Origin of the sequence: Streptomyces sp. adm13(2018) (assembly GCF_008042145.1) — a bacterium.
GTDB lineage: Bacteria > Actinomycetota > Actinomycetes > Streptomycetales > Streptomycetaceae > Streptomyces.
In genome coordinates this window covers 1-2,241 of the sequence record NZ_RDBH01000032.1, presented here as the reverse complement: position 1 = coordinate 2,241, position 2,241 = coordinate 1, and the positions used below count along the sequence as shown (strand labels likewise).

General features: G+C 75.4%; 2 protein-coding genes. Both read left to right on the top strand.

Going from position 1 to position 2,241, the window contains the following annotated elements:
• Window positions 1-1,309: asparagine synthase-related protein (locus tag EAO70_RS02675; protein ID WP_261992609.1), on the top strand; the 1,309-nt coding region annotated here is incomplete at its 5' end.
• A gap of 90 nt (window positions 1,310-1,399) precedes the next feature.
• On the top strand, window positions 1,400-2,241 hold an 842-nt coding region (locus EAO70_RS02670), incomplete at its 3' end, for an SDR family oxidoreductase (protein ID WP_261992608.1).

Sequence of the window (2,241 nt, the reverse complement as noted above, 5' to 3'; positions counted from 1 at the left end):
GCGAGCACCTGTACACCGCCGACTACCGGGCCCACGCGAGCACCTGTACACCGCCGACTACCGGGCCCACATCGCCGACCGCGGGTCGGCGGCCGACCGCATCGAGCAGGAACTGCGCTCCGCGGAGGCCGTCGGCGAGGACCGGCTCACCGCGATGACGGCCTTCGAGACGCGCTGGCGGCTGCCGGCGTACCACCTGCGGCGGGTGGACCACCTCTCGATGGCGTGGGCGGTCGAGGCGCGGATGCCGTTCTGCCAGCCGGCCGTCGTGACCCACACGCGCGCGCTGCCGACGGCCGCGCGGACGGGGAAGCGGGCGCTGTACGAGGCGGGGGCGGAGCTGCTGCCCCCGGCGGTCCTGCGCCGCCCCAAGCAGCCCTTCACCCTGCCGCTCTCCGCGATGCTCGCCCCGGGCGGCCCGCTCCTGGAGACGGTCCGCGAACTGCTCTCCCCGGCCCGCCTGGTGCTGGGAGGCAAGGTCCGCGCGGACCGCGTGCAACGCCTCCTCACCCGCCACGGCGAGCGCCTGTACACCGCCGACTACCGGGCCCACATCGCCGACCGCGGGTCGGCGGCCGACCGCATCGAGCAGGAACTGCGCTCCGCGGAGGCCGTCGGCGAGGACCGGCTCACCGCGATGACGGCCTTCGAGACGCGCTGGCGGCTGCCGGCGTACCACCTGCGGCGGGTGGACCACCTCTCGATGGCGTGGGCGGTCGAGGCGCGGATGCCGTTCTGCCAGCCGGCCGTCGTGACCCACACGCGCGCGCTGCCGACGGCCGGGTCGACGGGGCGCCCTGCCCACCGGCCGCCCCGTCGACCTCCTCGACGGCGTGGTCGACGGGGCGCCCTGCCCACCGGCCGCCCCGTCGACCTCCTCGACGGCGTCCCCGTCTCCCTCGTCCGGTACGGCAACCCGTACGTCCTCGTCGACACCCGGCACCTGCCCGAGGACGGCCTGCGGGAGCGGCTCGAAGACCTCCGCGCGCACGCCGCCCGCCTCCTCGGCCATCCGCCCCACTCGGCCCTCCCCAAGATCGCGGCCTTCACCGCCGGCCCCGCGGGCCTCTCCGTGCGCGCCCTCACCGTCGGCGGCTGGCACCCCCGGCTCGCCCTCACCGGCGCCGCCGCCCTCGCCGCCGCCGGCGCGCTCGACGGGACCGTCGTACCGCCCGTGGACGGCGAGGTCCGCACCCCGGGCGGCACCGTGACCGTCTCCACCGGCCCGGACCGCGTCCGCGTCCACCACAAACGGGCCGAGCTGCTCGACCGGCTCGTCCTGCCCTGGCGTGTCCACGCAACGGCGTGAACGCGCACCGCTCTCACCCGGTCCCGGGCCCCCTCCTCTGCCACGCTGAAACGGACCGGCCATCGGTATCCCTGGGGAGAGCTGGCACACATGAGATTCGAGAACCTGCGTGTCGTCGTGACCGGAGCGTCCCGCTACTTCGGTCGCGCGCTCGCCGTCGGATTCGCGCACCTGGGCGCCGAGGTCTACGTCTCGGCCCGGACCGTCGAGGCGGCCGAACGCACCCGCACCGACGTCATGGGCGCCGCCAGGGACCGTATCCACGCCTTCGGCTGCGACCTCAGCAAGCCCGCCGAGATCCGGGAGTTCGCCGCCCGGGTCGGCGAACGCACGGACCGCGTCGACCTGTTGGTCAACAACGGCGCCCGCTGGCTCGACGGCATGGACCTGGAGGCGGCCAGCGACGCGGAGATCGTCGAGACGATCGAGTCGACCGCCGGCGGCACGGTCCTCATGGTGAAGCACTTCCTGCCGCTGCTGCGGGGCTCGCTGCGCCCCGACATCGTCAACATGGTCGCCGTCCGCGACGCCGGGGGAGCCTCCGCGGCCACCGCGGGCGCGGCGCACGAGGCCTTCTGGGCGGCGAAGAGCGCCCAGGCGGGATTCGCCGACATCCTCTCGCGCCGCCTGCGGCCCTCCGGCGTCCGCGTGTTCTCCCTCTTCCCGCCCGACTTCTCGATCTCCGACCCGCGCTTCGCGGAGTGGGACGGCTCGAACCCGGACGGCACGGCGCCCGACGAGAAGCTGACCACCCAGGCCCTCTTCGAGTGCATCGTCTACGCGGTCGAGCAGCTCGGCCCGTTTGTGGTGGACGCGGACGCGGTCCGGGCCGGTGGAGACGGTCACGGTGCCGCCCGGGGTGCGGACCTCGCCGTCCACGGGCGGTACGACGGTCCCGTCGAGCGCGCCGGCGGCGGCGAGGGCGGCGGCGC